Source organism: Streptomyces sp. NPDC001507, from assembly GCF_042894765.1.
GTDB lineage: Bacteria > Actinomycetota > Actinomycetes > Streptomycetales > Streptomycetaceae > Streptomyces.
In genome coordinates this window covers 1,284,785-1,310,049 of the sequence record NZ_JBIAVV010000001.1, presented here as the reverse complement: position 1 = coordinate 1,310,049, position 25,265 = coordinate 1,284,785, and the positions used below count along the sequence as shown (strand labels likewise).

Sequence of the window (25,265 nt, the reverse complement as noted above, 5' to 3'; positions counted from 1 at the left end):
GGCGCCAAGGCCCGAAGTGCCGCATCCACCGCCGTGTCAACCGTCTCGTGACTGAGCCGGGCGCCCACGAGAAAACGCTGGTAGACGAGCGGGCCGACAGTCGTCATGGCGAACGTCTCGGCCGTGACGTCATCGCGCGGCCGCCCCCGGTTGACGGACGCATCCTGCTCGCTGGAACCGAGACCGATCCCGAGCCCCGAGACCAGCGGGGACGCAGGCGCCGCGGCCTTCCTCCACGGCCCGCAGGGACACTTCGGCTCCGCCGCACCGCCGGACACGCCGGACACGCCGGACACGCCGGAGGACAACTGCGACGACCAGGTCCACGGCGAAGGCGAGGTGGCGGCACGATGAGGTGATGGACACCACCCTGCGCGAGTCACTAAAGTCCCCGCGGCCATCTGGGATGCTGGAGACCCTCGACGCCCGCCTCGCCCAGGCCCACGGCGGCGAACTCGGCCACCTCGACTTCCTCTGGACCAAGACCTTCACCGACCCCGGATCTGCGCGGCCACGTCGACTGGCTCACCTTCGGCGGCAACCTGATCCACACCGGCACTGAATCCTGTCGCCTCACCATCACCCAAGCCCGGGCCGCCGCCCAGGACGGCAGGGCAGGCAGACCGCCCCCAGGACTCTCGTCGCCAGGAGGCGTCGCACCTCTCCACCTCAGTAACGGGAACAATGAAGATCTTGCAGATGTCACCGGGGAGAATGCGACTGTGAAGGTCGGACTGGCACGTTCCGCCGCGATTCAGTGGGTTGCCCAGCATGCCCGATCCGATGCCGGCTTCCGGGGTGCGTACTTCAGCGGCTCGACCGTCGGGCTGCCGGACGACGCGGAGCTGTCGCCCTCCTCCGACGTCGACATCTTCGTCGTCACCGCCCAGGAGGACCCACCGGCCAAGCCAGGGAAACTTCGCTTCCAGAACGCCCTGCTGGAAGTCAGCTACCTGCCTTGGACCGAGCTCGCCTCCGCCGACGACGTCCTGGCGTCCTACCACCTGGCCGGCAGCTTCCGCACTGACGCGATCATCGATGACCCCACCGGCGACCTGCACAAACTGCACGCACACATTTCGCGCCACTTCACCGCCCGACCCTGGGTCCGCCGCAGATGCCAGGATGCCCGCCACCGGATCGAGACCCGCCTCGCTGCGATCGACACCTCGGCGCCGTTCCACGAACAGGTGATCTCGTGGCTGTTCCCCACCGGCGTGACCTGCCACGTCCTTCTCGTCGCCGCCCTGCGCAACCCCACCGTCCGTTTGCGCTATCCGGCCGCTCGCGAGGTCCTCACCGACTACGGCCACCTCAGCCTCTACCCGGAACTTCTGAACCTCCTCGGCTGCTCACACCTGACCGCACAGCGTGTCCAGCACCATCTGCGTGAACTGGCCACGACGTTCGACGCCACCGTCCAAGTGGCGAAGACCCCGTTCTCTTTCAGCAGCGACATCACGCCCACCGCACGGCCGATCGCGATTGACGGAAGCCAGAGGCTCATCGACTCAGGCGACCACCACGAGGCTGTCTTCTGGATCATCGCGACCTTCGCCCGCTGCCACATCATCCTGGCTGCCGATGCGCCCCAGCTGCATGATGCCCTCGCCCCGGCCTTCCAGGCGGCCGTCACCGATCTGGGCATCAGCTCGACCCGTGACCTCATCCACCGGGCCGAAGAGGTGACCCGATTCCTGCCCCGGCTCTGGCAGACCACCGAGAGCATCCTGGGCAGCAACCCCAACGTCACCGAATAGCGGAGGAAAGACATCGACTCGGTCACCGAGCGGTGTCAGTTCTCATCGGCATTTCACGGCTCGGCGATCGAGAAGTGCTGCCCAAACTCGGGTTCTGATCCAACTTCTGTGGTGTGTCTACTCCCTGTGACTGTTGGTCCTGCTCGTAGGTCTCGCGAGATCTTCCGGAAAGTGACGGTGTCGACAACGTTCGGGCTGATGGTTCTGGGCTGTGCGCGAGGTACTGCTCCGATTGGAAGAGCTGCTCTTCCTGGCGGATTCGGGGATCAGGGTGGAGTCGGTCCAGGACGATGGCGAGGTGATCCGAGTTGGTGTCAGGTGCCGGACGGCTGGGGCTCGGTGTCCGGGCTGCGGGAGCTGGTCGGGTCGGTTGCATGGCTCATACCTGCGATTCCCCGCCGATCTTCCCGTGGCGGGACGGCGAGTGGTGCTGCGACTTCGTGTCCGGCGCTTCATGTGCGAAGACGTCTCCTGCAGGCGGCGGACGTTCGTCGAGCAGGTCGCCGGCCTGACCCGGCGGCACAGCCAGCGGACCGAGCGAATGCGGTCAGCCCTTGCCGTGGTCGGCATCGCCCTGGCCGGCCGCGCCGGCGCCCGGCTGGCCGACGTCTTCGGGGCGAGGGTCAGCCGGAACACGGTCCTGCGGCTGGTCGACGTCCTCCCGGAACCCCAGCCACAGGTCCCACGGGTCGTCGGCATCGACGAGTACGCGATGCGCAAGGGCCGTGTCTACGGGACCGTGCTGGTCGACGTCGAGACCCGCAGGCCGGTTGACCTACTGCCGGATCGTGAAGCGGGCACAGTCGCGGCCTGGCTGACCGAACGCCCGGGGATCGAGGTCGTCTGCCGCGACCGCGCCCGTTCTTCGCCGAGGGCGCCAGGATCGGGGCACCCACCGCAGTCCAGGTCGCGGACCGGTTCCACCTTTGGCGCAACCTCGGCGAAGCGGCCGAGCGGTGCGTCTCCCGCCACCGCCCCCGTGCCTCCGCGCAACCATCGCAGAGCCGGTGCCGGAGAAGGCCCCGGCGCCGGCCGAGAGCGGGGCACCGTGGCCCACCAGGCACCGGTTCGCCGACCGCACCCGCGCCGAGCACGCCACCGTCCACGCGCTGCTGGCCGCCGGCCACAGCCGACGCTCCATCCAGCGCCAACTCGGCATGACCCACCGAACCGTCCAACGGCTGGCCGACGCCGCGAGGCCGGAGGATCTGTTCCAGGGGCAGCGGCAGAACCGCAGGACCAAGCTCGATGACTTCAAGCCCTACCTGCACGAGCGATGGGCTGAGGGCTGCACGAACGCCTGGGTCCTCTGGGAAGAGATCAAGACGCACGGCTACACGGGCGGCTACGGAGCCGTCCGCGCCTGCCTCCGGACGTTCCGCACATCCCCGACGGCACCGGCCGCCCGTCCGCCGTCCTCGCGCACGGTCATCGGCTGGATCCTGACTCACCCCGACACCCTGCCGGAGAGCGAGCGCCTGAAGCTCAAAGTCCTCCTTGCCTGCTGCCCCGAACTGGATGCCCTCACCGGGCACGTCCGCGTGTTCGGGAAGATGCTCACCCAGCTCCAGGGCGACCAGCTTCCGCAATGGATCAAGGCGGTCCGCGCCGACGACCTGCCCAGCCTCCACCCCTTCGTCAACGGTCTCGAACGAGATCTCGCCGCCGTCACTGCGGGCCTGACACTGCCGTGGAGCTCAGGCGTCGTCGAGGGCCACGTCAACCGGATCAAAATGATCAAGCGCCAAATGTACGGGCGGGCCGGCTTCGACCTGCTGCGGAAGCGAGTCCTGCTGGCCTGACCGCAGCTGTGATACCCAACAGTGGGTCCGTTCAGTTGATCGCAAGCGGCATAGCATCCAGGCCCAGCTTGCTCCGGCATGAGTCGACGCCCCGGGCGACCCAGGCGGTCACGGCGTCGCGATCTGCCGCGATCGCTTGCAGCTCACGCGCTTTCTCCTGGGCTTCGACCATCCACGGGGCCAGCGGGTCCTCTCGAAGGACTCGCTCGAAGTGATCGCGGGCCGTGTCCGGGTCGCCGACCAGGGCGGCCGCGATCCCGGCGTCGAAGCCGTCCCAGAGGAATCCCCGGCGCATCGGCCTGAGCGTCAGGTATCGGGCGACGCTCGGCAGTGCTGGGAACTTCTCCCTCAGCGCGGTCACGTTCGCAGCCGCATGTCGGCTGAGTTCGAGTGCCAACGGCGTGAACTGGTCCTCGGTGCGGAACAGCTCGGAGCCGACCCGGACTGCGTCCACGTGGAAGGCTAGGTGGCCCACGTCGTGCCACAGCCACATCGCACCGACGTGCAGACCGCTGCCGGCAGTGCGTGGCGGGGTGAACTCCACAATGCCCAGCCACCACCCGTGATCATCAATCCACAGCCGCGACCGCCCACTCTGGGTCAGGCCGAGCGGCTTCAGGGACTCCCGCGCCGCCGAGTTGATGATCCGGAGAACCGGACTGCGATCTGCCATGACCGGCATTATCAACCGTCCTACCGACACCCCCGTCGGTACTGAGCGTCACCGGTCCACAGAAGTTGGACCAGAACCCAAACTCGTCGACAAGTACTTGAGGCCACGTTCACTGCGGAGCCTCCCGATCGGCGCCAACCGATCGTCGAAGTCAGTCGCCGAGTCGAGCCTGATCTGGACATCTGTCGCCCCGGTGTCCTCGGTGCCGTGCATCGCGTACTCCCCCTGGTGCGCGCATCTGACGCCCAGGGGTCCCCCCGGGCTGGAACAAGGAATCCGCCTATGGGGACAGGCCGTACAGCTCGGACCAGGCCTGACAAAGCGATGTCACGCCATGGGGCCGGGGCAGGGCTTCGACGTAGTCGCGTGGCGTCCGGCTTGTGATCATCCGAGGCCGAGGAGTGTGAGGGGGCGGCGAGGGTCGCGGGCGTTGCGGCGGAGACCTGCTGCGATGTTCTCTACTCCGGCCATGCGGAGGGCTCCGATGGCGAGGTTGCGCCAGGTGGCCATCGCGCGGGGCGCGTTGCCGGTCCGCAGCTGGGAGACGTCCTCGGCGAAGGTGGTGTCGCGGACATGATGCAGAGCCTCGATCTTCCAGTGGCTGCGGACGAGTTCCGCGAGCTGGGCCGCGGTGGCCTGCTCAGCGGTCAGGCTGGTGACGGCGTAGACCGTCTTGACGGTGGTCTTGCCGGTCTTGCGGTCGGTGCGGCGGCGCTTGATCTGGACGGCCTGGCGGGCCCCGGGGAAGAGGAGGCTGCTCACGGTGGCGACCTTGATTCGGCGGATCTCCGAGCGGCCGTGGCCGATGCCACGGGTGCGCCCCTGAAGCGGGATGTCCTTCCAGGGAATGGACTTGACCTGCCGGCGCAGCTTCTTCTGGTTGCTCTTGACGATCACGATGTAGTGGGCAGCCCGGCCCAGGAGATAGCCGGCGTGCTCGCGCTGGGTGTGCATGGCGTCGCTGGTCACGATGACTCTGGCCAGGTCGGCGATGGCGTCCAACAGTGGCTGAAAGCAGGTGATCTCATTGGTCTTCTCGCCGGCGTCCAGCTGGGCCAGGATCAGGCCGGTGGCGTGCTCCAGTGCGGCGAGCAGGTGGAACTTGCGGCCGTTCGCTTTGGCCGCGCCGCGCAGGCACTTGCCGTCCACTGCCAGGCCGCGCAGCCCGGTCGTTTTCGGGCGTCGGTCGGCGAGCCAGCGTCCGACCGCCCGGTCCGGCGCGTCGCCGTCGATGCGGGCCAGCAGTCGGCGGACCGTGGTCTCGGCCGGCAGGGCCCGCCTGGGCAGAAGCGGATCGGGGTGGGCACCGACCTGTTCCAGCACATACCCAGGGGCATCAGCGATCCATTCACCGACCGCCAGCAGCGACGTCGCTCCGGCCAGCACCGCGCACGCGGTGAGAGCGAGCACGACGGGCAGGCGGTGGCGCACTCCGCGCGGGTCACGCGGATCCGGCACCCGGCCAACCGCTCCAGCAGGCCCGGGACCTCCCGGGTCCGACCTGCGGATTCTCACGCAGTTGATCAAGGGCAGGCGGGACCAGAGATGATGCTGCGACAGGCACGGTCTTCCACTTGGATCACGGGGCGTAGAGAACTCCATGATCTTGGGAGTCCGTGCCTGTCAGCTCCCGGATGACCGCCAAGCCGGCGGAGTGTCACGAACCCGACGCCCGTGCAGCGACGCTGAAGCCCGCCGTGAGCCCTCCTGCTAGGGCAATCGCTTGAGCCACAGCCCGGCAAGGCCGTAGGCGACAGCCGACACAGCAAGTCCCGCGAGGACCGTAGCGGTGTACGCCCACTCGGGCAGCGTCTGCCTGAAGAACCCGAACGTGATGTCGCGAGTGATGAGGAATGCTGCAACGGCGGCGAACATCGCACCCGCTGACTGCTGGGTCCATCGTCCTGGCTTCGGCGCAACGCGGCCATCCGGGCGGGGAGCAAGAGGTTCTGTCACTCGTTACTTGTACCGGTCCCAATGGGACACATCAATGGCAGCCAGCCCACACCCCCACGAGGCACGTCTTCGGCGTCGTCGCACGATCGCGAACCGGACATCCTGCGACTACGCCGAAGCCCTGGGGGGCCGGGGACTTCTCCGACTTCTCCGGGCCCTCCCCCGACCGCCGCTACCGGCGGCCCCTTGCCCATGAGCAACCAACCAAGGCTCCGCTTGAGCAAACCCTGAAGCCATCACCAAAAACCGCAGGTCAAGCCAACTTCACAGAGTCCACAATCAAGCTGACCTCAGAATTACCCATTAGTAACTTCTACCGAGCTGCGCTCCGTGAACTGAGCAACTCCCTGCCAGCGAGTGAGAATTGCTCACCTTCAAGAGCGCCGCAACATCAGTACACGTCTGGGATACGCGCGGCGAGGAGGCGGGCATCGTCCACTTCTTGCGGCATAGCGCATCCCAGCGCCTCCTGAATCCTCCGCCTGGCGATTTCGTAGGCGTCCGAGCGGTCGCCAGCATCGAGGGCAGTCCGGAAGCCGCTGAGGTTTGCGAGTACTTCTGGCCTCTTGCCGTAATCATGCTCCGGGAAAAGGGGGTCAAGGGAGGATAGGATTGTCCCGTACTCCGCGTAGGCGATCCACGTGGATCCGGTTTCTCTCAAGGAGAGCGCAACGGTGCCCTGGGAAACCGCTGAGATCACTTCATCTCGTGCGAGGTATGAACCGGAGGTCTCGACAACGAAGGACCAATCACCGTGTGTACCGCAGCGAACCAGGGGACCACTGGAGTCGAGGAAACCGCCGTCCCGGATTTCGTCAAGATCGAGTTCGGGTACGTCCTCCTCTTCGATTTCCTCTCCCTGCGCTTCAATGATCTCTGCCTCCAGGCGGTTCAGGGAGAGCTGGGTGACAGCTCGCCCTGCCACCCTTGACAAAAGGTCAGCTGGGGGCACGTGTTTGGTGAAGATTACGCAATAGCCGGTGTCGTAGAGCTGAGAGTTGGGGAAGAGTTCGCTGTTCACGAAGTTACCTCGATTGCTGCGCCGGGCGGTCCCGTGGGCCGCTGCCGTGAGACCGCCCGGCTTGGGCATAGGGTTACTTGTTGCCGGCGTCCACCGAGTACGGGTCATTGAGTTCTTTCCATCTTCACTCTGAGCTGGCCAGATGCAGGCAGAGGACAGCCTGAACGAGACGCGTGATGCGGGTGGTCGAGCACCGGAGCTTGCGGAGGAGTCGCCAGGACTTGAGGGTGGCGACGGCCTGCTCGACGAGGGCTCGGATCTTTGCGTGGGACCGGTTGACGGCCTGCTGGCCGGTGGAAAGCATCTCCCACCTGCCGCGGCAGGGAACGCGAACTGTGCCTTCGGCTCCCTGATAGCCCTTGTCGGCCCAGCAGGGGACGCCGGCGTGGGTGAGCGCTTCGACGATGCCGTGCTCGCGGGCCGCGCGGACATCGTGGACGGCCGCAGGCAGTGCCGGAGACGCCCACAGCAAGCGGCCGAAGGGATCGGCGATGACCTGCACATTCATTCCGTGTTTGCTGTGCTTGCCAGAGTAGAAGGGTTGGTCGACGGCGATCCGGTCGATGGGCAGCAGCGTTCCGTCAAGCAGGACGAACGCCTTCATCGAGGCCGTCCGGACCGCCTCGGCGAGTGTCGGAGCCAGTTCAGCCAGGAGGTCGACGGCCTCGGTGGTGTAACGGTAGGCGGTGGTGGTGCCGACAATGAACCCGGCCCCGAGTTGGGCGTAGGGGTGGCCGTTACGGAGATGGGCGAGGGTGAGCAGGGCCTGCCGACCCGCACTCGGGCGCCGCCATCGGGTGCCGAGAGCCTCCCGGCGTTCTCTCAGGCGGGCGGCGAGGAAGCGAAGGGTAGAGCTGGACACGTCCAGACCGGACGAATAGACACGCACACGAAGCCTCTGGTGGAGAGGGATTTCTTGGTCGAGAACCCACCTACCAGGGGCTCCGCCTGCCTGTCAGGCCAACTGCTGTAACTGAAGCGCCCCAGCTGACGAGGTCCGCCGCTTGAAGCGCTACGTGCTGTCCAGGAAGTCGTCCGGGGCCGCTCCGTTTAGAACGGCTCGAAGCTCGGCTGGACGGGGCCAATCTCTCCAGCGGCGACCAGTTCTTCAAGGTCCTCCGGCTCCAGGTACTCCAGGGCTTCCGGGTCGATGCCGTGGTAGCGGTCCACGTCGAGCAGCCGCCGAACGAACGCGAGCGCGAAGGTCGAGAACGGGCCGTCGAAGGTCTCGCAGCCCTCTTCATGGACCATCGTGACGATCTTCCACCGGTCCGGGTCTGGTCCGCAAGGCAGGAAGAAGTGCTCATCACCATTGTGGTCGTACCCCCACGAAATCAGTCCACCGGGTTCGGGGTGCAAGCGGTACGGGACGTGCTCGGAGTCCCCAATGCTCAGGGCTCTGTCTCGACGCTCAGTGAACGTCTGGTGGGTCTTGCGCATGCGCTCCAGCAACGGGCTTGATCCATGCGGGTGGAAAACGACGAGCTCACCGGAGATGGACCCGCTGCCGTAGGCATTGAGGAACGACTTGAAGTCGCTGGGCAAAGCAGAACCTACGTATTGCTCGACTTCGTTCCAGTCGTCCGGATTCGGTTGCCGGCCGACGGGTTCGCCCAGCAGGGCCTGCAACTCATCCAACGAGGACATGCACTGCTCCAAGACTGGTCAGCGGGGATCTGCGCCGCCAACTTACCCGCGCCCAGCCGATGGGTCGAGTGGCTCAAGGACAACACGGCTGTCCCAACATCAGCAGCTCAAGCCACTGCTCGACACCTCAAGCGCTCACCGCCAAGTCAGGCGCTCATTACAACTGCCCAGCCCGGCGGCAGGTTGGAAAAGGCTCATTGTTGATCAGGCGGAACTTTACTGCTGCCCTGCCGAGGTCACCACCAACACCTTAATTGTCGGCCTTCGTCATGCCGGCCCGGGCGCACTTGGCTGGAGCAGGGCGCATCTTGCCTTGGCTGTACGCAGACCACGTGAGGAACGGGTACTGCTTGCCTTCGATGGTCTGCGAGACGACCATGTACTGCTGGCACTGGGACCCCGAGGTGACACCCTGCTGCGCGCCGCTGTTCTTGGATTCGGCGAAGGGATACTCGTCGCGTTGCGACGACTTTGGTGTGCTCGGGTCGGCTGTGAATGTTCTGTCGCAGATTATTCCGCGGTTTTTCTGCTCAGTTGCAACGTTCGCCTCCCGCCTCAGCGGCTGCCCATGCCTCTCCCAGCCTGGGTGGCTGGACATGCTGGCCTGGGCCATGCCGATGAACTGACGGGCGAGGTTGTACTTTGTGTCGATCACGAAGGTGGGGACGTAGTTCTCGACGACGCAGCCCTTGTTCGGGTACGCCGTGATCCGCTGCTCGAAGTCGAAGGTGGCGAAGCCGATCTCCGCCTCGTCCGTATCGACGAACACGAGCCTTCCCGACCCGATGCTCTTCAGGCACGCATCGGTGCGGGTCATGTAGTCCTTACCGGCGGGACTGTCGTAGCACCAGTCGGCCGGTTCCACCGCAGGTGCGACGGTCCGGGGGGGCGGGTCCCGGGTGCCGGGGCGGAGAGCAGACGCCACAACGCGGCCTTCCTCTGTCTTACCTGCCGCCGCAGCGACGTCCTGCACTCCATGCTCAAACACTGGGCAATCACCCCCCAAGGTCCTCACCTCCGAGGCCGCCCAGGCGTCGGACTACATCATCAGGGTGATGTTCGGGCCGGGTGTCCCGCGGCGTCGGCCGCGTCACGTGGAGGTGCAGGCGGCCTCGACGCAACCGGCAGACGGCCTGCTGGAGTTTCTCCCGGCGGGAGGCTGCCGAGATCGCGGACGACGTGCACGAAGTCAACGGGGCGCTGCGCGCGCCTGCCAGAGTGTGGTCCATGGCGAGCGCCGGAGTGATGCCGATGCCAGCTGTCAGGACCAGGAGCGGTCGGTCCTCCTCCGTGTCGACGACGGCATCCCCGAACGGGCCGGTGACAAGGACCTGTTCGTTCTCGCGCAGGGCAGCCGGCCACAGTGGCACAACACCGCCCTCGCGGTACTCCGCGGTGACGCCTGCGGGTCGGTCACCGGCGCGGCTGATCGTGTAATTGCGCCATCCCGGAGCGTCCACGTCCGTTCGGTGCACACGGAGTTACTGGCCGGGGCGTGCCGCCGCGAGAGGGACTCGGGTCCTTGAGCTCGATGCTCGTGGTGGTGGCGGCGGACCGGGTCACCGAGGCCGCCGTGGCTCTCCTTGGCGCCGACGCCATCTCCGCCTGGCCCGGCCCCTGCCGCGACCCACGCCTGCTGCCGCTGCGGACCCCGATCACCCTTGACGACCACCTGGCCCATCCCCACCTGCCGATCTCCTGCGACGGCAGGCGCGGCATCGTCGACGACCTCCTGGAGGCCCGTGGGCTCGACCGCCGGGTGATCGCCTCCACCACCCACTTCGCGGGAGCCGCCCTCCGAGTCGCGACGCTGCCCGCCCTGGCGACCGACCCTGCCCACCCACACGGCCACCGCATACGCCGACGCCCTGGGCCTGGCGACGTCCGCCCCGCCGCTGCCCATGCCGAGCTGGGCCGTCAGTTCTATCTGGCACCGCACCCTCACCGACGACCCCGCCCACGTGTGGCTTCGCCGCCTCGTCGAGAAAGCGGCCGATGGGAATGGGCCGGCCGGGACGAGCATCCTGGCAAAAGCAGGAAATCAAGGTCACCGGGTTCTGGAGGCTCCGGGACAGGCATTTATTGCCTGTGGGGCAAATCCGCGTCCACGGCCCGTTGTTCACCGTGAGGACTCCGTAACTTCCCCTTATTCCGGATGACCTGGTTCGGTAATCGCGGCTGGCTGAAGTGATGGTCACACGCAGAGGCGAGGGGCCGAGAACCCGGCGCCCGGCATGGAGGCTGTCATGCCCGAGATGTATTTCGACGTGCGCTGGCCCGATGATACGACCCAGCGCTGCTATTCCCCCTCGACGGTCGTCGAGGAGTATTTCACGGCCGGCGACACGTACGAACTGGCCGACTTCCTGGAGCGCAGTCGAACCGCGCTCGGAATCGCCGGTGAGCGGGTCCGTGAGAAGTTCGGTTTCTCCTGCACCGGCGCCTCCGGCCAGCTGGAGCAGATCGAGGAGACGGTGCGCCACCGCGCCTTCCCCGCCCACAGCAAGGTCACGGTCGAGGCGCTTCTCGACGCCGACGGGATCCCGAGGTGAGCGCGGCGCCCCGCCTCGCCGGGGCCCACTACACGGTCGCCGTGATCGGCGGCGGCCAGGCGGGACTGTCGATCAGCCACGGCCTGCGCGAGCGCAGTGTCGACCACGTGGTCGTCGAGGCGAACCGGGTGGGACACGAGTGGCGGGAACGCCGCTGGGACTCCTTCTGCCTGGTCACCCCGAACTGGCAGTGCAAGCTGCCCGGTCACCCCTACGCCGGCAACGCCCCGGACGGCTTCATGGTCCGCGACGACATCGTGCGCTACCTGGAGGACTACGTCGCGTCCTTCCAGCCGCCGCTGGTGGAGGGTGTGTCCGTGACCCGCCTTCGCCGGTCGCTGGACGGCGTCTTCGACGTCACCACCACGGCCGGGGGGTTCACCGCCGACCAGGTGGTCGTCGCGACGGGCCCGTACCACACGCCGAAGATCCCGCGGATGGCCGAGCGGCTGCCGGCCGGCGTCGAGCAGTTCCACTCCTCGGGCTACCGCAACGCCGACCAGCTCCCCGAAGGCGCCGTCCTCGTGGTGGGCACCGGTCAGTCCGGCTGCCAGATAGCCGAGGACCTCCACCTCGCCGGCCGGCAGGTGCACCTCGCCGTCGGCAGCGCACCCCGGGTCGCCCGCTTCTACCGGGGCCGTGACTGTGTGGCGTGGCTGAACGACATGGGCCACTACGACAAGCCCATCGACGTCTTCGACGACGCCGACGCGGTGCGCATGCGGGTCAACCACTACGTCACCGGCCGTGACGGCGGCCGCGACATCGATCTGCGGGCCTTTGCCCGCGACGGCATGCGGCTGTACGGCAGGCTCACCGGGATCAGCGGTGCGCGCATGGAGTTCGCCGACGACCTGAAGGTGAACCTCGACCATGCCGACGCGGTCGCGGAGGGCATCAAGGACGCCATCGACGGGCACATCGCCGCGCAGGGCATCGACGCCCCCACCGAGGCGCGCTACGTGCCGGTGTGGGAACCGTCCGAGCAGCCCCGCGCCCTGGACGTGACCGAGGCCGGCATCACCTCCGTCGTCTGGTCGACCGGATTCACCCGCGACCACCGCTGGATCGAGATCCCCGCCTTCGACGGGCGCGGCTACCCCATGCACTGGCGGGGCATCAGCAACGTCCCCGGCCTGTACTTCCTGGGGCTGCCCTGGCAGCACTCCTGGGGTTCGGGACGATTCGAGGCGGTGGGCCGGGACGCCGAGTTCCTCGCCGACCACATCGACGCGGGGCGCCGCACGGCCGACGTGTGCGGAGTCCTCACCGGAGCTCCCGCCGGCGTCGCCCCTGCCCTCCCGATCGGCTGAAGGGCCGTACCACCCATGGTTTTCGACGCACACCGCCACATCGGTGTCCTGCCCGCGTATCCCTTCTACGGCGGTCCGCCCGTCAACCCCGACACCACGGCCCGGGCCACGGTCAAGCAGCTGATCGCCGACCTGGACGCGGAGGGCACCGAACGCGCCCTGGTCATCCCCAACTACGGCGTCCCGGACCCGGCGATCGCCTTCTCCTTCAACGAGTTGGCCATCGAGGCCGCGCAGAGCGACGACCGCATCCGCGCCGGTCTGTGGGTCTCGCCACGCCCCGAGGACAAACAACGCACCGATCAGGCACTGGCATTGGCCGGTGAGCCGGGTGTGAAGGCGCTCAAGCTGAGCTTCCTGCTCGGCGGCCGGCCCACGGACCCGGCCTGCCGTCACCAGCTCGACCGGATCTTCGCCGAGGCCGCCCGGCACGGCCTTGTCGTCCATGTGCACACCTCTCCCGGCGCCGCCTCCGACATCGACGAGGTCGGACACCTCGTCGACTGGTATGCCGATCAAGTCCCCGTCCATCTCGTGCACTTCGGCGGCGGGATGAGCGGCCACATCAAGCTCGCCGGCTCCCGGTTCTTCGACTGGATCGACGCCGGCAAGCGCGTCTACACCGATCTCTCCTGGGCCATCGGCTTCACTCCCCGCTGGCTGGCCCAGGAGATCGAGCGCCGCGGCATCGGCCACGACCGGGTGCTCTTCGCCAGCGACCAGCCGTGGGGCGATTTCACGGGCGAGTACGCCCGTCTCGCCGCGGCCACCGGCGGCGGCGCCCTGGGGGACCTGGTCTTCCGGGACACCTTCGCCACGCTCTACGACTGACCGCCCCTACTCCCTTCCCGTACGCACAAGGAGACAGCCATGTCCGAATCCGTCGTCACCGCCGAACTCTCCGACGTCGAGCAGAAGTCCCTCGACGAGATCCCGCATCCCTCGCTCCCCGAGGGCACTAGCATCTACGGCTCCACCAAGGTCTTCCCCGACTACCAGGCGGAGAACGGCGAGACCTACTTCACCCTCGTCCACGGCATCGCCCACGAGTCGTCCGTGTCCTTCGTCGCCGTCCTGCAGGCCACCCGCGCCCTGCGCAAGGGCTTCGAGACCGCCATCTACTTCTACGGCCCCGGCTCCCTCAACTGCCTCGCCACCCGCGGCTTCCCGACCACCGGCAACTCCGCCTTCCCCGGCGAGCACAACATCAACAACCAGCTCAAGACGTTCATCGCCGAGGGCGGCAAGGTCTACTGCTGCCGCTTCGGTCTGTCCCTGCACGGCGCCCGCGAGGAGGACCTCATCGAGGGCGTCATCCCGACCCACCCCCTGGACGTCCAGGACGCGCTGATCCACTACGCGCGCAAGGGCGCCATCATCAACTCCACCTACCAGCTGTAGGGAGTACGACGTGAGCGTTGGCACCGGTGACAGCGGTACGGCGGTGGACGTGCGGATCATGACCCGCGCCGAACTCGCCCTGCGCGGCGTCGCGTCGGACGCGCCCGTGCGGCGGCCGGACGGCGCGGGGCCCAGCGACGACGGACACGTCCTCGTCGACGGTGCCAACGCCGCGCTCCCCCGCAACCCCCACAGTCCCTACTCCGTGCGGGACGGCAAGGTGTGGCTCGGTGACGAGGACACCGGAATCTCCTTCACAGCCGTCCAGCGACCGAAGTTCTACGACCTGACCACGGCCGACGGTATCCGCTACGAGCAGATCGCCCGCCTGCACGGCTCCGACGTCCTGGCCACCACCGTCGTGCAGACCTGCATCCGCTACGCCGAGTCCGACCGCTGCCGCTTCTGCACCATCGAGGAGTCCCTGCGCTCGGGCGCCACCGTGGCCGCCAAGACCCCGGCACAGCTCGCCGAGGTCGCCGAGGCCGCCGTACGGCTCGACGGCGTGCAGCAGATGGTGATGACCACCGGCACCACCACCGGACCCGACCGCGGCGCCCGCACCCTCGTACGGTCGGTCCGGGCCGTGCTGGAGGCCGTGCCCGGTCTGCCGATCCAGGTGCAGTGCGAACCGCCCGGCGACCTCGCCTGGATCCGCGCCCTGCACGACGCCGGGGCCACCGCCATCGGCATCCACGTCGAGTCCCTCGACGACGAGGTGCGCCGACGCTGGATGCCCGGCAAGTCGACGGTCCCGCTGGCCGAGTACGAGGCCGCATGGGACGAGGCGGTGCGCGTCTTCGGACCCAACCGCGTCTCCACCTACCTCCTCGTCGGACTCGGCGAGGATCCCGACGAACTCGTCGCCGGGGCGAGCAGGCTGATCGACCGGGGGGTGTACCCGTTCGTCGTCCCCTTCCGCCCGATGAGCGGCACCCTAGCCGCCCGCGACGGCGTCGGGGCACCCCGCGCGGAACTCCTGACGTACGTCACCGAGGGCGTCGCCGCGAAGCTGCGCGCCGCCGGAATGAGCGGCGCCGACCAGAAGGCCGGCTGCGCGGCCTGCGGCGCCTGCAGCGTGCTCCAGACGGCGGGCGGGTGAGCACCGTGAACCTCGACGGTTCCGTCACCGTGCCGGCCGTGGACAGTCCGCAGGACATCCTGGCCCTGCTCGGCGACCGCAGCACGCTCGCCCGCCGGCCCGCCTTCCGCATAGCCGAGGCTGACGGCACGGCGGATGTGGCCGCCTACCGGGGACTGCGCCGTGCCGCCTTCGTCCAGGAGCAGGGGCTCTTCGCCCATCACGACCTGGACGACCACGACACCGACCCACGAACCGTCGTCCTGGTCGCGAAGGACACGGAGGGCACCGTGGTCGGCGGGGTGCGCCTCTGCCCGGTCGACGACGGCCCCGACCTCGGCTGGTGGCAGGGCGGGCGCCTGGTCGTCGCCCGCCGCGCCCGCGGCCCGCACGGCATCGGCGCGGCGCTCGTCCGGGCCGCCTGCGCCCGCGCCGAGGCGGAGGGCGTGCTGCGATTCGACGCGACCGTCCAGGCGCGCAACGAGGTGCTGTTCCGGCGCCTCGGCTGGCAGCGGGTGCGGGACACGACGGTCGCGGGCGCGCCGCACGTCCTGATGCGCTGGCCGATCGGCCGCATCGCCGCCCTCACGGCGGCCACGAAGTCCCCCCTGGGACCGCTCCTCACCGCGCTGACACCTCCCCCGGGCTTCGTCGGTGACGACGGCGCCCCCGTCCCCGGCACCGACGTGATCGCGGCGTGCGACGCGATCGTGCCGTCCATGGTCGAACGGGACCCCGAGTGGGCGGCCTGGTGCGCGGTCCTCGTGAACGCCAACGACCTCGCGGCCATGGGCGCCGCACCGCTCGGGCTGCTGGACGCCGTGGGCGCCCGCGACGCCGCGCACGCAGCCCAAGTCCTGGCCGGACTGGCCCGGGCGGCACAGGCGTACGACATCCCGGTGCTCGGCGGGCACACCCAGCTCGGCGTCCCGGCCGCCCTGTCGGTGACCGCGCTCGGCCGCACGGCCCGGCCGGTGCCCGGTGGCGGCGGCCGCCCCGGTCACGCCGTACGACTCACCGCCGACCTCGGCGGGAGCTGGCGCCCGGGCTACCGGGGCCGCCAGTGGGACTCGACCAGCCACCGCCGTGGCGACGAACTGCGCACCATGACCGGCGCAGTGGCCGCAGCGCGGCCCGCCGCCGCCAAGGACGTGTCGATGGCGGGCATCGCCGGCACCCTCGGCATGCTCGCCGAGGCAAGCGGCTGCCGTGCGGTGCTCGACGTGGCCGCCGTGCCCCGGCCGGGGGGTGCGACCGTGGGCGACTGGTTCACCTGTTTCCCGGGCTTCGCCATGCTCACGGCTGACGAGCCGGGCGCACCGCCCTTGCCCGCCGGGCCCGCCACGGGTGCGGTGTGCGGGGAGCTCACCGAAGGAGAAGGCGTCGGGCTGCGCTGGCCCGACGGAGAGATCACCGAAGCGGTCATGTCCACCGTGACCGGGATGGGGACCGCTTGACTTCCTCCCCCGCCTACCTAAAGGCGGGGGATTCCAGCGGTCGCCCGCTGAGGTTCCTGCTTCACCGACGACCGCCCCGTCCGGGAGGACTCCCGTTGAGGTCTTACACCGTCTCCACAGGCAGATGCCGCCAGCCCGGCGGCCAGGATGTTGCGTGCCGCGTTCACGTCGCGGTCATGCACCACGCCGCAGCCGCACGTCCACGCGCGGACGTTCAGCGGCAGTTTCTCGCTGACCTTCCCGCATGTCCCGCACAGCTTGCTGGAGGGGAAGAAGCGGTCGATCACGACGAGTTCGCGCCCGTACCAGGCACACTTGTACTCCAGCATCATGCGCAGGTCCGTCCAGGCCGCATCCGAGATGGCGCGGGCGAGCCTGCCGTTCTTCAGCAGGTTGCGGACGGTCAGGTCCTCGATCACGACCACTTGGTTCTCGTGGACGATGCGCGAGGTCAGTTTGTGCAGGAAGTCGCGGCGCCGGTCGGCGATCCGCGCATGGACCTTGGCGACACGACGCCGGGCCTTGGCCTGGTTCGCCGAGCCCTTCACCTTCCGCGCCAGCTCGCGCTGCGCGTGGGCCAGGTGCGCGCGATCCAGCCGCTCATGCCGCGGGTTGGCGACCTTCTCCCCAGTGGACAGGGTGACCAGGGAGGTGATCCCGGCGTCGATGCCGACCGCCTGCGTGGTGGCGGGGGCCGGGGTGGTGGTGTCCTCGACAAGCATCGACACAAACCAGCGGCCGGCCGCGTCGCGGGAGACGGCCACCGTGGTCGGCTGCGCCCCCTTGGGCAGCGGACGCGACCAGCGGATGTCCAAAGGCTGTGCCATCTTGGCCAGCGTCAGCTGCCCGTCGCGCCAGGTGAAAGCGCTGCGGGTGTACTCGGCCGACGCACGGGACTTCTTGCGGCTCTTGTAACGCGGGTACTGCGCCCGCTTGGCGAAGAAGTTGGCGAACGCCGTCTGAAGGTGGCGCAGCGCCTGCTGGAGCGGGACAGAGGACACCTCGGTGAGGAAGGCGAGTTCCTCGGTCTTCTTCCACTCGGTGAGTGCGGCGGAGGACTGCACATAGGAGATGCAGCGCTGCTCGCCGTACCAGGCCCGGGTGCGTTCCTCCAGCGCCTTGTTGTAGACGAGGCGGACACAGCCGAACGTGCGCGACAACTCGGCCGCCTGCTTATCCGTGGGATAAAAGCGGTACTTGAATGCCCGCTTGACCAGCCGCGCCATGGCTCACACCGTATCAATTTTTGTGTGAGTAGAGGATGTTGGCCGCTAGCCGGTGGACGTTGGTCCGCCTTGGCGGCGAACCAGCTCTTCCTGCCCTGCTCCGAAGGAGCCTCGTTTCCTCCCCGGCCTGAAGGTCGGGGTATCCACGAAGGAAGGCCCCGATGACCACCCTGCGCATGGCCGCCGTCGCCGCCGAGTTCGGCCGCGACCTGGAGGAGGACTTCCAGATAGCCGAGCGGCTGATCAAGGAAGCCCGGGAGGAGGGTGTACGTCTGCTGGCGCTGCCCGAGGCGTGCCTGGGCGGGTATCTGCTCAGCCTCGACGACCGCGCCGAACTCGACCAGGGGCCGCCCGCGCTCGCCCTCGACGGCCCCGAGATCCGCCGACTGGCTTCCCTGGCCGGGGAGATGACGGTCGTCGCCGGATACTGCGAGGCGGCCGGGGAAGCCCGCTACAACAGCGTCGTCTGCGTCACCGGCGACGGCGTCCTCGGCAACCACCGCAAGGTCCACCAGCCGCTCAGCGAGGACGCCAGCTACTCCTCCGGGGACCGCTTCCACGCCTTCGACACCCCGGTCGGCCGGATCGGCATGATGATCTGCTACGACAAGGCGTTCCCGGAGTCCGCCCGCGCGCTCGCGCTCGACGGTGCCGCGATCGGGGTCTGTGTCTCCGCGTGGCCGGGATCGCGTACGAACGCGGCCGCCAGCCTCGAAGAGGACCGCTGGAAACGCCGCTTCGACCTGTTCGACCGGGCCCGCGCGCTGGAGAACCAGATCGTGTGGCTGTCGGCCAATCAGGCGGGCACGTTCGGGTCGCTACGCTTCGTCGGCAGCGCCAAGGTCGTCGACCCCGGCGGGGAGATCCTCGCCGACACGGGCGTCGCCGCCGGCGTCGCCGTCGCCGAACTGAACGTCGCACAGGCACTGGAGACCGCCCGGCGGTCGATGGGACACCTGCGCGACCGGCGGCCCGAGACCTACGACGTACCCACGGGAGCAGTCAGCGCATGAGCACGATCCGGATCGCGGCCGCGGCCGCCCACTTCGGCCGCGACCTGGAGTTCGACCTGGCCCGCATCGCCAAGCTCATCGACGACGCGCGCGCCTTCGGCGCCGGTCTGCTGGTCCTGCCCGACGCCGCGCTCGGCGGCTACCTCGCCGACCTGCGCCACCCCGACCCCGAGGCCCTGCCGCCGGCCCTGAAGCCGGACGACCCGCTGATCCTCCAGGTCGCCCGTCTGGCCGCCGAGATGGTGGTCTGCCTCGGCTACTGCGAGGACGGCGGCGACGAGCGCTACAACGCCGCGGTCTGCGTCAGCGGCGACGGTGTCCTCGGCCGCCACCGCAAGGTCCACCTGCCGGCCGGCGAGGTCGCCGCCTACGCGCCCGGTGACCGTTTCGACGCCTTCGACACCCCCGTCGGCCGCATCGGCATGCTCATCGACTACGACAAGACGTTCCCCGAGTCGGCCCGTTCTCTGGCGTTGGACGGCGCCGAGGTCCTCGCCTGCCTCTCCGCCTGGCCCACGTCCCTCACCAACCGCGCCCCGCGCATGGCCCAGGACCGCCAGGCCAAGCTCTTCGACCTGTACGACCAGGCCCGCGCCGCCGAGAACCAGGTCGTCCTCGCCTCCTCCAACCAGACCGGCGCCATGGGCGGCATGCGGTTCCTCGGCCAGTCCAAGGTGGTCGGCCCGGGCGGTGACATCCTCGCCCGCACCTGGTCCAAGGCCGGCCTGGCGGTCGCCGAGATCGACGTCGCCGAGGAGGTCGACCGCGCCCGCCGCATCCTGCGCCACCTCGACGAGCGCCGGCCAGGCGCCTACCGGGAGGACCGCACGTGAAGATCGCTCTGCTGAGCTATTCCACCAAGCCGCGCGGCGGTGTCGTCCACACTCTCGCCCTCGCCGAGGCGCTCGCCGCGGCCGGGCAGGACGTCACGGTGTGGACGCTGGGCCGTGGCGGTGACGCGGGCTTCTTCCGGCCGGTCGATCCCGCCGTACGGCTGCGGATCGTGCCGTTCCCGGACGGCCCGCCCGAGGAGTCCGTCGGCGAACGGATCCTGCGCTCCATCGCCGTCCTGGGCACGGCCTTCGAGCCCTTCGCGGCGGCGTACGACGTCGTCCACGCCCAGGACTGCATCAGCGCCAATGCGGTCGGGGGCCGCTGCGTCCGCACGGTCCACCACATCGACCACTTCACCACCCCCGAACTGGCCGCCTGCCACGAACGGGCCATCGTCGAACCGTACGCGCACATCTGCGTGTCGGCGGCCGTCGCCACAGAACTGGCCGACGGCTGGGGCATCAAGGCGGCGGTCATTCCCAACGGAGTGGCTTACGACCGCTTCGCCACCACCGAGCCGGCGGCCCGCGCGAACTGGCGCGCCCGCCTGGGCCGTTACGTCCTCACCGTCGGCGGCATCGAACCCCGCAAGGGCTCGCTGGACCTGCTGGAGGCGTACGCCCGACTGCGCTCCGCGCACCCGGAGGTACGGCTGGTGATCGCGGGCGGTGAAACCCTCTTCGACTACCGCGACTACCGAGCGCACTGGGAGGCACGCGCAGCCGAACTCAGCGTCGAACCGGTCGTGTTGGGCCAGGTCGCCGAGGACGAGCTGCCGCCCCTGGTGGCCGCCGCTTCCGCATTCGCCCTCCCCTCGGTCAAGGAGGGATTCGGCCTCGCCGCGATGGAGGCACTCGCCGCGGGAGTTCCGCTGGTGGTACGCGATCTGCCCGTACTGCGCGAGGTGTTCGACAGCGCCGCCCGTTTCGCGACCACCCACCAGGACCTGGCCGCTGAGCTCGGCGCCGCGCTCACGGACGACACCCCCGCGCGCCGGGCCAGAGGCCGCCGACTCGCCGCCCGCCACACCTGGGCCACCGCTGCGGAACGTCACCTGGCGTTCTACGACTCTCGGCTGAAAGACATCTCACGTGCCCAACTGATCGTCTCAGAATGACGAGCGCGACAGTCGACACGCGGCAGCGAGTCGACTGTGCGTCAAGCGCGGTCGTGCACTTGAGCCCGGACATTGCCGCCACAGACCCACGTCCACAGCCAGTGCCGCAGCGACGGACTCGCGTTCCGGAGGCCGTCGTGTGGGTCTTCGCCCCAGCTGGGCTCCCACTCGTCCACGTCGAAGAGGAGTACCGGGTTGTCCACTGCGAGCAATGAGACGTGCCAGTCCATCATGCAACACCCGGCACGAGATACAGCCATGAGGAAGGCAGCCCCTCGACGCGATTGCGTTCGTGCATGCGGACCGAGGAATGCCAGTCGGCCAGGTGCCCCGGCGCCCGCTGGCGCGTGATCGGCGAAGCGGTCCCTTCGTCGGGCCCGAAGCCCCTGTTGCCGACCTCGAGCCGACGAAGCAGTTCCGGCAGAGGGCGCCCGATGATCCGGCCCTGGATCCGCTCAAGCCCGCCCTGGCCGTAGTGCTCCTCGATCCAAGCGAGCGGAACTTGGGCCTGGCCGGCACTCAGCGGTTGTCGGCCAGGCGTTGAAGCATTTGATCAGCCCGCTTCTGCGGTGTTCGGCCCGGGCCCGGGTGCTGGCAAGTCGGTGGGAGTCGGTGCCGGGTTCGATGATCGTGCCGTTGAAAGTGAGCCGGTCGACGATGGCCGCGTAAAGACGGGGATCAGTGAAGGTCTTCGTCCAGCCATCTGGGGCTGGCACTTGTCCTCTCACAAGAGTTGCCGCTGCCACCTGGCCGTATCCCGTTCCTGGTGTCCTTGCCGAGGCGAGACTCCAGGTCATCGCGGGTGGGGCCGTCCCTCAGGAGCCGCTGACAGCGGATCCGTGGCAGTTCCAGGCGGCGTGCGTGGACGCGTTCATCGCGTCCTGGAGGGCCCGCGGCTTCAGTCCGGTGACCATCGACAACGACAGCGGCTTGCTGGAGCGGACCCTCGCGGCTCTGGGACGGCCCGCGTGGGAGGTGACGCCTGAGGACATCGACCGCGTGGTCGGTGACCTGGCGGTTCAGGGCCGCAAGACGTCGACCCGGCGCGAGCATGTGCAGACCTTCAAGGGCTTTCACCGGTTCCTGCAGGCCTGCAAGGCGGCCGAGATCGAGGCTGCGTTCGGCGTCCGGCCGGTCTGCCCGATCGACGAGTTCAGCGCCTCCCGGCATGTCGGCGACGACTCGCCGGCTCTGCTGCCGCCTCCGGCGCCGGAGCGGGTGGGAGAGTTCTTCGATTTCATGAAGCAGCGGATCGCGACCGCGCGGAAGTACGGACCCGCGGCCCGGGACTATGCGCTGTTCCGGACGCTGTATCACGCCGGGCTCCGCTCCGAGGAGGCATCCCTGCTGGACAAGCCGGACCTGCACTTCTCGCGTGGGCCGTTCGGCAAGCTGCATGTCCGGTTCGGCAAGGGCGCCCATACTTCAGGACCGTGGCCGCGGTGGGTACCCATGCTCGACAGTCTCGATCTGGTGCTGCGGTGGTTCCTGGAGGACGTGCGGCCCAAGTTGCCCGACTCGCCCGTGCTGTTCGCCGACGAGTCCGGCGGCAGTCCCCACCGTGGGACCATCCGCAACCGCCTGCGCTATCTGATGGAACTCGAAGGCCGCTCGACGGCCGACCGGTTCAGCCCGCATGCCCTGCGACGAGCGTGCGCGACCCACAACTACGAACGCGGCGTCGACCTCGTGGCGATCCAACAGATGCTCGGTCACTGGACCGTCAGCTCGACCATGCGCTATGTCCGCCCCTCCGCGACCTTCATCGAGGACGCCTATCAACGGGCGGTCGCCAGCACGCTGGCCGAGCTGAGTGGGAAGGACACCACGTCATGAAGATTCGGTGGCGGCTGCGGATGGCCGCCGCCCAGCGCGAGGTGTGGACCGGGACCGAGCTGCGGCGGCTGCTGGCCGAGAAGGCGAGCCTTCAGCTGTCCTCGGCCTCGGTGTCCGCGCTGTTCACCATGGAGCCCTCGCAGGTGAAGATGACCACGCTGGCCGCGTTGTGCACCGCGCTGGAATGCACCCCCAATGACCTGATCGAGGTCGACACCACCCCCGTCGAACGGCAGATCGCCCCCCCTCGCCCGGTCGCCGGCCTCCCGCGGGCCGCCTCCGCCCGGGGCCGGTCGATGCCGCCCATGTGACGGCAGGCCACGATGGGCAAGAAGCAACGGGACTGCGTCACCTGCGGCGGACCGGTCGGATATCTCGACCGCCAGCACTGCTGCCTGTGGCGCCGCATGAAGGAACAGGCCGCCAAGGCCCCGTGTCCCTCCTGCGGTCTCGACCGCGTGCTGCAGGACGACACCGGCCGGTGCATCTCCTGCTCACGCGTCTGCACGGAGTGCGGTCATCCGGGCCGCTCACCACAGAACCAGCTGTGCCGGGAGTGCCGGCGCAGGGCCGGCCAGCCGGCCGGACAGGGGACATGTCCACGCTGCCAAAAGCCCCGGCCATCTGCGCGAGACGCCGGCTGGTGCGGCCAAGCTCACGACCCCGGCAGGAAAAGAACCCGCCGAAGATCTGCCGCGAGTGCGGGCAGTTGCGCCGGCATGCCGGACTGGGGCTGTGCTCGGCCTGCTGGCAATAACACCCCGGCCGCCCCTTCATCCGTGGTGAACACCTACAGGAACGACTCGCCGACCCACCCGTGTGGCTCGCCGACTTCGTGGCCCAGGTCGCCGCCCGCCACTGCGTCGCCAGAGCCTGCGGCTTCGTCACCGACCTGGGACGGCTCCTCGAGGACGAGCACTCCAACTCACCCCTGGCCCTGCTGGAGCGGTCCCGCAGGCCAGGACGGTCGATGGGCTCCTTCGCCCGCGCACTTGAGGACTTTTTCACCCTCCGCAGCCTGGCCCTGCCCACCGACCAGGACTAACGACTCGCAACTGGCCGACGGCGCCGGCGGGTTGAAGCCGTTTCCGAACCCTTGCGGCCGGCAGTTGCCGCATTCGACACCTCCCGGATGCGAGCCCAGGAACGGGCCCGCCGAGCGGGCACCCGCCCCCGCAGCAACCACACCCTGGAAACCGCCCTGGCCAGCATGCGGGACCTGGCAACCTTCCTGATCAACGAGCAACCGAAGACCGACTGGTCTCTCGTCGACGTGCACGACATCGAAGCCTTTCTGACCCTCCTGCCCAGGGCCCGCAAGCGGTGGCTGACCGTGCTGCGGCAGTTCTTCCGCTTCGCGCGGGCCTAGAAGCTGGTGCTGGTCGGCCCAACCCGCGGCCTGATCGCCAAAGGGGCCAAGGGCTTCCGCGGCAGGACCCTCACTCTCGACCAGCAGCGCGAGCTGTTCCGGCGCTGGATCACAGACGAACAGGTTCCCCCCACGAGGTCCTGGTGGGCATACTCGCCCTGCTGCACGGCGCCTCCAGTTCCGAGGTCCGGCTGCTGCAGGTCACCGAAGTGGACCGGCTCGCCCAGACGATCCGGCTCGGAAAACGGCCTCACCCTGTTCCGCTGGTCCCCGCCTCCTGGACGGTGCTGCTGCGATGCCTGAACCATCGCGAAGTCTGGCCGACTGAGAACCCGCGTGTCGTGGTCACCAAAGGAACAAAGGCCGGGCGAAGCCCTGCCTCAACTGCCTATCTCTCCCACGCGCTTGACGACTGCGGCTTCCCGCCCCGAATGATCCGCAGCACCCGGCTGGTCGACCTGGTGAACACCATGGACCCCAAGCTCGTCGCCGCGGCCGTCGGCATGGACCCGCAGGCTGCCCTCATCTATCTCGCCGACCATGTCGACCCTGGGCGCCTGCCCGATCGCTGAACGTCGGTCGATGCCAGGGAATTCGCTGGTCAGCGCTCTCACCATCCCCCAGACTCGGACGCGCGAGGTCCCTCGATGATCAGGGCAAGGAACCCGTGGCTGGAGGAAGGGAACGAGGATGGCCGACCTGCGACTCGTCTGGGTCCTGTCCGGACGTGGTTGGGCCGACTGCACCGTCAGCGACAACCAGGCGGAAGCCGAAGTCACGGCCTCGTATATCACCACTGCCCCCGAAGATCTCTTGACGGCAGTAACGCGTCTGATCGTCGGCGAGACCGAATGCCGAGCACAGTTCGAGGCCGAGCCCACCGCCTTCCGATGGATCTTCTACCGTGAAGGCACCAACGTGTGGATCCGCCTACTGCAGCTGGCTCGCGGCAGTGACCACGACAACACCGGGACAGAGATCTGGTCCACCCAGCAGAACATCGATGCCGTTGCCCGCGCAGTGATCCGTTGCTTCGACGAGGTTGCGAGGGAGTACGGCGAGAGCGCATACCGCGGCAAGTGGGGTGAAGACTTTCCTCGGACCGAACTCGAAGCCCTCAGGACCGCGTGGCGCGAACATCAAGGCGACCGGGCAGTCCCTTGGACACCATCGAACCCGTGATGTTACGGCGGCACCTGGCACAAGT

The 25,265-nt window shown here is 68.6% G+C and carries 24 protein-coding genes and 3 pseudogenes; 19 read left to right on the top strand and 8 right to left on the bottom strand.

Annotation, left to right across the window (positions count from 1 at the left end; genetic code table 11):
* The first annotated feature begins 123 nt into the window (after window positions 1-123).
* The 4 genes and pseudogenes from ACFY0K_RS05895 to ACFY0K_RS05880 all read left to right on the top strand — a co-directional run bounded on the left by ACFY0K_RS05895 (window position 124) and on the right by ACFY0K_RS05880 (window position 3,562).
* Window positions 124-354 carry a hypothetical protein gene (locus tag ACFY0K_RS05895; protein ID WP_390638770.1) on the top strand — a complete coding sequence of 77 codons (231 nt, stop codon included), beginning with the start codon at window positions 124-126 and terminating at the stop codon, window positions 352-354.
* A 368-nt stretch (window positions 355-722) separates the two neighbouring features.
* Entirely contained in the window at window positions 723-1,760 is a 1,038-nt protein-coding gene (locus ACFY0K_RS05890; RefSeq protein ID WP_390638769.1) for a hypothetical protein, read from the top strand.
* 211 nt (window positions 1,761-1,971) lie between these two features.
* Window positions 1,972-2,556, top strand: a pseudogene (locus ACFY0K_RS05885) (transposase family protein); the annotation flags it as partial.
* A gap of 211 nt (window positions 2,557-2,767) precedes the next feature.
* Window positions 2,768-3,562 (top strand): transposase, encoded by a 795-nt coding sequence (locus ACFY0K_RS05880; protein WP_390638768.1) that lies wholly within the window; start codon window positions 2,768-2,770, stop codon window positions 3,560-3,562.
* A 31-nt stretch (window positions 3,563-3,593) separates the two neighbouring features.
* On the opposite strand, the gene ACFY0K_RS05875 is transcribed toward ACFY0K_RS05880, so the two are convergent.
* The 6 genes and pseudogenes from ACFY0K_RS05875 to ACFY0K_RS05850 form a co-directional block, all read right to left on the bottom strand.
* Window positions 3,594-4,235: a hypothetical protein gene (locus ACFY0K_RS05875; protein WP_390638767.1), complete on the bottom strand. Its 642-nt coding sequence runs from the start codon at window positions 4,233-4,235 to the stop codon at window positions 3,594-3,596.
* A 543-nt stretch (window positions 4,236-4,778) separates the two neighbouring features.
* Window positions 4,779-5,837: pseudogene (locus ACFY0K_RS05870) on the bottom strand (ISAs1 family transposase); the annotation flags it as partial.
* A 745-nt stretch (window positions 5,838-6,582) separates the two neighbouring features.
* Window positions 6,583-7,212, bottom strand: coding sequence for a DUF6461 domain-containing protein (locus ACFY0K_RS05865; RefSeq protein ID WP_390638766.1), 630 nt, complete (start codon window positions 7,210-7,212; stop codon window positions 6,583-6,585).
* A gap of 124 nt (window positions 7,213-7,336) precedes the next feature.
* A complete protein-coding gene (locus ACFY0K_RS05860; protein WP_390638765.1) occupies window positions 7,337-8,101 on the bottom strand; it encodes a transposase family protein in 765 nt (254 codons plus the stop codon).
* A 161-nt stretch (window positions 8,102-8,262) separates the two neighbouring features.
* A complete protein-coding gene (locus ACFY0K_RS05855) occupies window positions 8,263-8,859 on the bottom strand; it encodes an SMI1/KNR4 family protein (RefSeq protein WP_390638764.1) in 597 nt (198 codons plus the stop codon).
* Between the two features lie 250 nt (window positions 8,860-9,109).
* Window positions 9,110-9,676 carry a hypothetical protein gene (locus ACFY0K_RS05850; RefSeq protein WP_390638763.1) on the bottom strand — a complete coding sequence of 189 codons (567 nt, stop codon included), beginning with the start codon at window positions 9,674-9,676 and terminating at the stop codon, window positions 9,110-9,112.
* A gap of 1,429 nt (window positions 9,677-11,105) precedes the next feature.
* Between ACFY0K_RS05850 and ACFY0K_RS05845 the strand changes: the two genes are divergently transcribed.
* The 6 genes from ACFY0K_RS05845 to ACFY0K_RS05820 are packed head-to-tail and all read left to right on the top strand — an operon-like array spanning window position 11,106 to window position 16,663.
* Window positions 11,106-11,411 (top strand): MSMEG_0570 family nitrogen starvation response protein, encoded by a 306-nt coding sequence (locus tag ACFY0K_RS05845; RefSeq protein WP_390638762.1) that lies wholly within the window; start codon window positions 11,106-11,108, stop codon window positions 11,409-11,411.
* On the top strand, window positions 11,408-12,724 hold the full coding sequence (locus ACFY0K_RS05840; RefSeq protein ID WP_390638761.1) for an MSMEG_0569 family flavin-dependent oxidoreductase: 1,317 nt from the start codon (window positions 11,408-11,410) through the stop codon (window positions 12,722-12,724). Before ACFY0K_RS05845 ends, ACFY0K_RS05840 begins: the two co-directional genes overlap by 4 nt.
* 15 nt (window positions 12,725-12,739) lie before the next feature.
* The gene (locus ACFY0K_RS05835) at window positions 12,740-13,555 is read left to right on the top strand and encodes an amidohydrolase family protein (RefSeq protein ID WP_390638760.1); all 816 of its coding nucleotides are present in this window, start codon (window positions 12,740-12,742) and stop codon (window positions 13,553-13,555) included.
* Window positions 13,556-13,594: 39 nt separating this feature from the next.
* On the top strand, window positions 13,595-14,125 hold the full coding sequence (locus ACFY0K_RS05830) for an MSMEG_0572/Sll0783 family nitrogen starvation response protein (RefSeq protein ID WP_059193510.1): 531 nt from the start codon (window positions 13,595-13,597) through the stop codon (window positions 14,123-14,125).
* Window positions 14,126-14,135: 10 nt separating this feature from the next.
* Complete coding sequence (locus ACFY0K_RS05825) at window positions 14,136-15,227, top strand: MSMEG_0568 family radical SAM protein (protein WP_390638759.1); 1,092 nt, start codon at window positions 14,136-14,138, stop codon at window positions 15,225-15,227.
* Entirely contained in the window at window positions 15,224-16,663 is a 1,440-nt protein-coding gene (locus ACFY0K_RS05820) for an MSMEG_0567/sll0787 family protein (RefSeq protein WP_390638758.1), read from the top strand. Before ACFY0K_RS05825 ends, ACFY0K_RS05820 begins: the two co-directional genes overlap by 4 nt.
* Window positions 16,664-16,680: 17 nt before the next feature.
* Here the strand turns inward: ACFY0K_RS05820 and ACFY0K_RS05815 are convergent, their stop codons facing one another.
* Window positions 16,681-17,889 carry an RNA-guided endonuclease InsQ/TnpB family protein gene (locus ACFY0K_RS05815; protein ID WP_390638757.1) on the bottom strand — a complete coding sequence of 403 codons (1,209 nt, stop codon included), beginning with the start codon at window positions 17,887-17,889 and terminating at the stop codon, window positions 16,681-16,683.
* Window positions 17,890-18,050: 161 nt separating this feature from the next.
* Here ACFY0K_RS05815 and ACFY0K_RS05810 point away from each other — a divergent pair, with 161 nt between their 5' ends.
* Genes ACFY0K_RS05810 through ACFY0K_RS05800 form a run of 3 tightly spaced genes read left to right on the top strand, consistent with a single transcriptional unit; the run spans window position 18,051 to window position 20,853 of the window.
* A complete protein-coding gene (locus ACFY0K_RS05810; protein WP_390638756.1) occupies window positions 18,051-18,902 on the top strand; it encodes a carbon-nitrogen hydrolase family protein in 852 nt (283 codons plus the stop codon).
* Window positions 18,899-19,735, top strand: coding sequence for a carbon-nitrogen hydrolase family protein (locus ACFY0K_RS05805; protein WP_390638755.1), 837 nt, complete (start codon window positions 18,899-18,901; stop codon window positions 19,733-19,735). Before ACFY0K_RS05810 ends, ACFY0K_RS05805 begins: the two co-directional genes overlap by 4 nt.
* Window positions 19,732-20,853, top strand: a complete 1,122-nt coding sequence (locus ACFY0K_RS05800; RefSeq protein ID WP_390638754.1) for an MSMEG_0565 family glycosyltransferase — start codon at window positions 19,732-19,734, stop codon at window positions 20,851-20,853. The genes ACFY0K_RS05805 and ACFY0K_RS05800 overlap by 4 nt, the downstream gene beginning before the upstream one ends.
* Before the next feature lie 587 nt (window positions 20,854-21,440).
* Here ACFY0K_RS05800 and ACFY0K_RS05795 read toward each other — a convergent pair.
* A pseudogene (locus tag ACFY0K_RS05795) lies at window positions 21,441-21,554 on the bottom strand (AAA family ATPase); the annotation flags it as partial.
* 160 nt (window positions 21,555-21,714) lie between these two features.
* On the opposite strand from ACFY0K_RS05795, the gene ACFY0K_RS05790 reads away from it, so the two are divergent.
* The 6 genes from ACFY0K_RS05790 to ACFY0K_RS05765 all read left to right on the top strand — a co-directional run bounded on the left by ACFY0K_RS05790 (window position 21,715) and on the right by ACFY0K_RS05765 (window position 25,240).
* The gene (locus tag ACFY0K_RS05790) at window positions 21,715-22,689 is read left to right on the top strand and encodes a tyrosine-type recombinase/integrase (RefSeq protein ID WP_390638753.1); all 975 of its coding nucleotides are present in this window, start codon (window positions 21,715-21,717) and stop codon (window positions 22,687-22,689) included.
* Window positions 22,686-23,000, top strand: coding sequence for a helix-turn-helix domain-containing protein (locus tag ACFY0K_RS05785; RefSeq protein ID WP_390638752.1), 315 nt, complete (start codon window positions 22,686-22,688; stop codon window positions 22,998-23,000). The genes ACFY0K_RS05790 and ACFY0K_RS05785 overlap by 4 nt, the downstream gene beginning before the upstream one ends.
* Before the next feature lie 506 nt (window positions 23,001-23,506).
* The gene (locus ACFY0K_RS05780) at window positions 23,507-23,734 is read left to right on the top strand and encodes a hypothetical protein (protein ID WP_390638751.1); all 228 of its coding nucleotides are present in this window, start codon (window positions 23,507-23,509) and stop codon (window positions 23,732-23,734) included.
* Between the two features lie 87 nt (window positions 23,735-23,821).
* On the top strand, window positions 23,822-24,058 hold the full coding sequence (locus tag ACFY0K_RS05775; RefSeq protein ID WP_390638750.1) for a hypothetical protein: 237 nt from the start codon (window positions 23,822-23,824) through the stop codon (window positions 24,056-24,058).
* A gap of 143 nt (window positions 24,059-24,201) precedes the next feature.
* On the top strand, window positions 24,202-24,630 hold the full coding sequence (locus ACFY0K_RS05770) for a hypothetical protein (RefSeq protein WP_390638749.1): 429 nt from the start codon (window positions 24,202-24,204) through the stop codon (window positions 24,628-24,630).
* 118 nt (window positions 24,631-24,748) lie between these two features.
* Window positions 24,749-25,240, top strand: a complete 492-nt coding sequence (locus ACFY0K_RS05765) for a hypothetical protein (protein WP_390638748.1) — start codon at window positions 24,749-24,751, stop codon at window positions 25,238-25,240.
* Window positions 25,241-25,265 lie beyond the last annotated feature (25 nt).

Excerpts from the sequence above, each read along its gene's own strand:
- ACFY0K_RS05875 (WP_390638767.1), bottom strand. The coding sequence starts at position 4,235 with ATGGCAGATCGCAGTCCGGTTCTCCGGATCATCAACTCGGCGGCGCGG.
- ACFY0K_RS05855 (WP_390638764.1), bottom strand. The coding sequence starts at position 8,859 with ATGTCCTCGTTGGATGAGTTGCAGGCCCTGCTGGGCGAACCCGTCGGC.
- ACFY0K_RS05850 (WP_390638763.1), bottom strand. The coding sequence starts at position 9,676 with ATGACCCGCACCGATGCGTGCCTGAAGAGCATCGGGTCGGGAAGGCTC.
- ACFY0K_RS05845 (WP_390638762.1), top strand. The coding sequence starts at position 11,106 with ATGCCCGAGATGTATTTCGACGTGCGCTGGCCCGATGATACGACCCAG.
- ACFY0K_RS05835 (WP_390638760.1), top strand. The coding sequence starts at position 12,740 with ATGGTTTTCGACGCACACCGCCACATCGGTGTCCTGCCCGCGTATCCC.
- ACFY0K_RS05830 (WP_059193510.1), top strand. The coding sequence starts at position 13,595 with ATGTCCGAATCCGTCGTCACCGCCGAACTCTCCGACGTCGAGCAGAAG.
- ACFY0K_RS05815 (WP_390638757.1), bottom strand. The coding sequence starts at position 17,889 with ATGGCGCGGCTGGTCAAGCGGGCATTCAAGTACCGCTTTTATCCCACG.
- ACFY0K_RS05810 (WP_390638756.1), top strand. The coding sequence starts at position 18,051 with ATGACCACCCTGCGCATGGCCGCCGTCGCCGCCGAGTTCGGCCGCGAC.
- ACFY0K_RS05805 (WP_390638755.1), top strand. The coding sequence starts at position 18,899 with ATGAGCACGATCCGGATCGCGGCCGCGGCCGCCCACTTCGGCCGCGAC.
- ACFY0K_RS05785 (WP_390638752.1), top strand. The coding sequence starts at position 22,686 with ATGAAGATTCGGTGGCGGCTGCGGATGGCCGCCGCCCAGCGCGAGGTG.
- ACFY0K_RS05775 (WP_390638750.1), top strand. The coding sequence starts at position 23,822 with ATGCGAGCCCAGGAACGGGCCCGCCGAGCGGGCACCCGCCCCCGCAGC.
- ACFY0K_RS05765 (WP_390638748.1), top strand. The coding sequence starts at position 24,749 with ATGGCCGACCTGCGACTCGTCTGGGTCCTGTCCGGACGTGGTTGGGCC.